This is a genomic window from Psychrobacillus faecigallinarum (genome assembly GCF_014836595.1).
GTDB classification, from domain to species: Bacteria; Bacillota; Bacilli; order Bacillales_A; family Planococcaceae; genus Psychrobacillus; species Psychrobacillus faecigallinarum.
On the sequence record NZ_JACSQO010000021.1, the window covers coordinates 1 to 5,213 of the forward strand.

At 32.8% G+C, this 5,213-nt stretch carries 5 protein-coding genes; 2 read left to right on the forward strand and 3 right to left on the reverse strand.

The genetic code is table 11. The features are described from left to right. The first annotated feature begins 170 nt into the window (after positions 1–170). Entirely contained in the window at positions 171–320 is a 150-nt protein-coding gene (locus tag H9650_RS20175) for a hypothetical protein (protein ID WP_170206557.1), read from the forward strand. A gap of 180 nt (positions 321–500) precedes the next feature. Further along, positions 501–824, forward strand: a complete 324-nt coding sequence (locus H9650_RS20180; RefSeq protein ID WP_142540007.1) for an antibiotic biosynthesis monooxygenase family protein — start codon at positions 501–503, stop codon at positions 822–824. A 308-nt stretch (positions 825–1,132) separates the two neighbouring features. Here the strand turns inward: H9650_RS20180 and H9650_RS20185 are convergent, their stop codons facing one another. Genes H9650_RS20185 through H9650_RS20195 form a run of 3 tightly spaced genes read right to left on the reverse strand, consistent with a single transcriptional unit; the run spans position 1,133 to position 4,795 of the window. Further along, positions 1,133–2,260: a Ger(x)C family spore germination protein gene (locus tag H9650_RS20185; protein WP_142540008.1), complete on the reverse strand. Its 1,128-nt coding sequence runs from the start codon at positions 2,258–2,260 to the stop codon at positions 1,133–1,135. Beyond that, positions 2,257–3,714, reverse strand: coding sequence for a spore germination protein (locus H9650_RS20190; protein ID WP_142540009.1), 1,458 nt, complete (start codon positions 3,712–3,714; stop codon positions 2,257–2,259). Before H9650_RS20190 ends, H9650_RS20185 begins: the two co-directional genes overlap by 4 nt. Continuing rightward, a complete protein-coding gene (locus H9650_RS20195; protein ID WP_191698004.1) occupies positions 3,707–4,795 on the reverse strand; it encodes an endospore germination permease in 1,089 nt (362 codons plus the stop codon). Before H9650_RS20195 ends, H9650_RS20190 begins: the two co-directional genes overlap by 8 nt. Positions 4,796–5,213: the final 418 nt, after the last annotated feature.

Here is a 5,213-nt window from a genome sequence, read left to right on the forward strand (position 1 = left end):
TAAATAGCGCAAGCACGGTTCTGTGAGGGGGGAAGAACACAATCTACCGCAAGGTAGAGAGGTTCTCTTCTACTCGACTAGTTGAAGAAGGAAGAGCAGGTGTTTTTAGCTTCATGAAAGACTATCGGGGAAGGTTAGTTGAATAAGATAAGGGGGAGTTTTAATGTTGATTGACAAAAAAATGTAACATTTGTACTGTTTTTGAATGGATTATTTCTGTAGCAGTTCCTTCCTCTAAATTGAGTCAGATTGAAAAGGCTCTTATTGTTATTACTTCATTATTTTTAAAAGCTAAAGTATTAAAGTTAACTTTCTTTTAAAATTAAATCCTCTCTATGTTGTTTCAGGTAGGGTTTAAATACCACTTAACATGTCTATAATATATAAGCTAGAATAGATTTCTTTTTGGGGAAAATCTGAATATCTTAGCTCTAGTTATGTTCAAATATCAAAACCTACTCAGCGATATTATCAGACTAAATGTAAGGAGGAATTACTTTATGTTTATAGCAAATACGGCTACCCCATATTATGCAGTTATTTTTACCTCTCAAAGAACCGAAGAGGATAAAAAAAATTATATGAAAGCAGCTGAATTGATGATTGAATTTGCCTCAAAACAAGAGGGGTTTCTAGGAGTAGATAGGACCTGCGATTTAGAGGGATTAGAAATAACCGTATCCTACTGGGTCTCTTTAGAAGCCATTAAGCAATGGAAAGAAAATGATTCTCACAGAAAGGTTAAAGAAAAAGGTAAACAAGATTGGTACTCTTCTTACTCAACTAGGATTTGTAAAGTTGAAAGAGAATATTCAAACATTTAAAAGGATTTGCTTCATGTATAAACATGAAGCTTTTTTTGTAGGTATGATTTGTCTATAATGGTAAAGAGTCAAATCGTTATTTGTAATTAATAATGAAACGTTTTAGAATATATGACTGTATTTAGAAGTGGTTTTTTTAACTTTCTTATATATTTTAAATACATTCACTTTTTAAACTTTGCTAAATCTTTCTTATTTTTCTGCTGCTAGATTTTACAGTCTTATGGTAAAAAAATAAAAAGAGACAACGTGCCATAAGAATTAATTTTAATTCTTGAATTGGATTGGGTGTTTCTTAGCATCCATTTTTATTCATATGCCCCCTTGCTCTTCAAAATGAAGTTGACAGTAATTTTGTTTAAGGAATCTGCAGTTAATGGATAGTCATTTAATTGTTCGGGTTTTATCCTATCATGAAAAAGTACATTTTTCAGATTATAGACATCTGCATCTTTATCAATACCTTTTAGATAGGTTGTTCTAATTTCTTTTTCTATCTGTTTTGATACTAACTCTTGAATTTTTTTTAGAGACAATTGGTCTTCCAAATCTATTAAAGTACCTTCAGCTTCAACATTTATATTAAAGTGAAAATCATTTCCTTTTCTAATCAAATCAACTTTTGCAGATGGTTTCATTATTCTTACTGTACCTTTTATTTCATCCCCTATGACAATATCAACTGGTGTGCTTTGAGTTTGAGTTTGTGTCCATCTGAGGCCAGCAATCTCCTCATAAGATAACCACTCCTTATATGTTCCATTGCTAACTGGAAACGCACCATTTATTTGTAATACTTTTTTTGATTTTGGTTCTTCAACCGATTGCTTCCAGTCTGTTTCATTAATAGTTAGAGAAGGTAGCAAGGCAGTTCCCCCTGGTTCTTTATACTCAGAGATAAACCTATGCATACGCATCGGTTCAATATATGAATAAATTTTATACATATCGTTTGGTTTATACAAAATCGTATATAATGGAGGCAATTGAAAGAAACCTGTAGTACTAAGTATTTCTTCGATGGATTCCGTTGTTCCAAACATCCATGGAGTATAACGAAAATCACCGTGTTTTATTAAGGATTGCTCCACGTTCTCTATTCCTTTTTTTAAAACGGACTCTGAATAGATAATTGCTCCTACATGTGACCAGTTCACCTGTTGTTGTGTTGTTCGATATAAATTATAGACAGCATCATTTATATTTTTACCTGATGATTTACCGATGTACAAAGTAGCGGGTTGTGAGACTTTACTGACTTCTTGCTTAGCTACATTAGAAAAATCAAGCATTTGTACATAAATAATATAGTTTTCATCTTTATAGTCAATTCCTAATGTAGTAATATAATCTACTTCACCAATTTCTTTCTCATCCCAACATCCTGTTAGGAATAATAAGATGAAGCATATTATTAAAATTTTTGATTGTTTCATTTTTTTCCATCCCCCTGTCTGTCCTTATCAATAGGGTTAAGTATTGATGCACGTTCATTCTGTTTAACTACAGGTCGCTTAAGAACTGATTTAAAGAAATCTCTTTTCACAAACGGAGATACTGGACTTAAATAAGGCAATCCAAATGATTCGAGTTTAGCGAGATAACCAAGAACTGCATAAAGGCTTATGAAAAACCCAAACATTCCAAAGACTGATGAAAGAAGTATAGAAGAAAATCTCAAAATGGAAACAGTTCCATATATCGCCTGGTTCCCAAGGGTGAAAGTTGCAACTGTCGTAAGCGAAGAGATTACCAACATGGTTGGAGAAGTGATTCCAGCTTGAATTGCAGCATTACCCACGATCAGCCCACCAACAACCGCAACAGTTTGTCCAACTGCTTTAGGCAGTCGAACACCCGCTTCACGAAACAGTTCAAATAATATGAGCATTAATAGCATTTCAAAGGTTGCATTAAACGGGATACCTAGTCTAGATGAAGCTACTGAAGCTAGTAATGGAAATGGAATTTGATCTGCATTAAAAGATGATAAAGCCACCCAGAAAGATGGAAGAAAAAGAGCTATTATAAGTCCAAACAATCTAAGAATCAATTCAAAGGTTCCATAGTAATAAGGAGTATGTTCATCCTCAGCAGTTTTAAGTAATAATCCGAGATTAGCTGGACCTAAAAGCACATTCGGAGAATTATCCATAAAAATAGCAAATCTGCCTACAGCTAAACTACTGACAACACCATCAGGACGAGATGTTGCTTTTAATAAAGGAAAAAGTGAATAATTGTTGTCACCAAGAATCCCTAATAATTGATTGTCGCCATTTAAGAAATCGATATCAATATTATTCAATCGATCAGTAACTTCTTTAATCATTTTTTTATTTTGTATATCCGTTAGATAGACTAGTTTTACTTGCGTTTGACTTCTTTCACCTATAACAAAGGTAGTGGTAACAAGGGATTTCGATTTAATTCGTTTCCGAACTAATGCAATGTTTGTACCTATGTCTTCGACAAATGCATCCCTTGGTCCTCGTACGGATACTTCTGAATTGGATTCTTCTGGGGAACGCTTTGGTGGATTGGATGTATTAAAGAAATAGATGGTTTCCTCTATAACAATTGCTGTAAATCCATTAAATACTTTTTCTAGCAGAGTTACACCAACCTTCTCTTCCTTTTTAGACCAATGCATTTGCTTTGAAGAATTTAAGTATGCAATCCCTTTAAGACCATTGTTATAGTACTTATTTTGAATATCTGGGAGGATATTATCTAGTAAAACATTATTATCAATTAAACCATTGCAGTATATAACTAGCATAGCTTGCTTCTCTTTAGGACTAAATAGATATTGCTTCTCGATGGTTATATCCGACGAATTATTGAAGAGACTAGTTAAATATTCTTCATTTGTTTGTTCATTATTCAACCTGGGTACTCCTCCTGTTCTTGGAAAATTTAATTAATAATGCAATAAAGAGAGTAATAAACACCCCAATTACACTGGAGATAATATAATAATAACGACTTAAAAAGATTAAAAAAACCTCATTTGATATAGGAGCTATAATGACCAGTAGGTAAATGATACAAATAAATACTTGTATATTAACGCGCTGCTTTTTCTTTTTAATGTCAAAGACTTCTGTAATTAAATACAAAATAATTGCTAAATGAATAAAATTACCAGATGTCCATTGATAAATCGATAAAAAATCTAGATGATTAAAATATGTTCCAATCCCCAAGATTCTCCATTGAAAGAAAGAGGGATATCTAAGTTTTGATGCTTCTTCTACACCAAATATTGCAATTGTGCCAAGCAGTGGTCCAACCGTCAATATGGCCAAAAATGTAGTAAGAACAATAAAATGTTTGAATTTTAATTTTTGTGTAACTTGGTGCTGAAGAATTATTATTAAAAAAATTTCGATTATTGAACTAAAGACAATGAATGCACCATGAAATACCTCTTGCCATCCATTCTCCACAAGTACCGGGGTAACAAGATGGTAATCTTTATCAGGAATAGTGCCAATTGCTACAAATATGCCGAATATTAAAACAAATGGAAGTAAGACACCTGCACAAATGGCAATGACATTTAGTTTTTCATATGAAATGTAGAGGGAGCAAGCTAACAAAAACAGAGCTATAAAAATAGTAGGTGTATTGAACAAAAATGTTTCTTCAGTCCACATAACTGTTTCTTTTAAGGTAATCCAACCTGTTATTAGGAGGTAAACTACTATAAAAATAGCTATAATCCGACTTAGCAATGGAGAATACTTGGATGATAACCATTCAAATAGAGATATCGATTGGAAGTGCCTTGTTACGTAGAGCAATAACAGTGAAAAGACAAGGATAAATGCATAACCAATAATAACGCTGATCCATGCATCACGACCTGAAGCGTTAATTAATATAGGAGTAACGATTACATGATTGCTTAAACCAGTACCTAACAGGATGATAGTGAAGAGCTGTGAAATGGTGATCTTTGTCATTTGATATCCTCCAGTAGGGTAATATTATCATGCTACTACTATCGCCAAACTTTCTTTATTCTAAAAGTAAACTCTACGAGGTTATTTTGAAGCAAAGTTGGCTGAGAAGATCAATTTAGTGCATTTGCTGTGATGGAATTATTAAAAATAAATCGAAAGCCATTTGATAACCACCTTATATATGAGATGAATGGTACGGATTGGTGAATCTAACAATTTTGTAGTATTAAACTTAAAGCGAATGAGATTACATTAGATTAGAATGGAATGAATTCACAGACGATGTTTAGTTTATTGGAGGGGAGAATCAGGATTAACATACTTTCTAAAACTTCATACTCAACTCCCATGAAAATTAAAATCTTCGATTTAGAGAAAAAGGCAATACTAAATCAGACGCAGCTCATTTATTTTTTAA

What these genes read in the sequence shown, in the direction of transcription:
- H9650_RS20180 (WP_142540007.1), top strand. Translation starts at nt 501, where the DNA reads ATGTTTATAGCAAATACGGCTACCCCATATTATGCAGTTATTTTTACC.
- H9650_RS20185 (WP_142540008.1), bottom strand. Translation starts at nt 2,260, where the DNA reads ATGAAACAATCAAAAATTTTAATAATATGCTTCATCTTATTATTCCTA.
- H9650_RS20195 (WP_191698004.1), bottom strand. Translation starts at nt 4,795, where the DNA reads ATGACAAAGATCACCATTTCACAGCTCTTCACTATCATCCTGTTAGGT.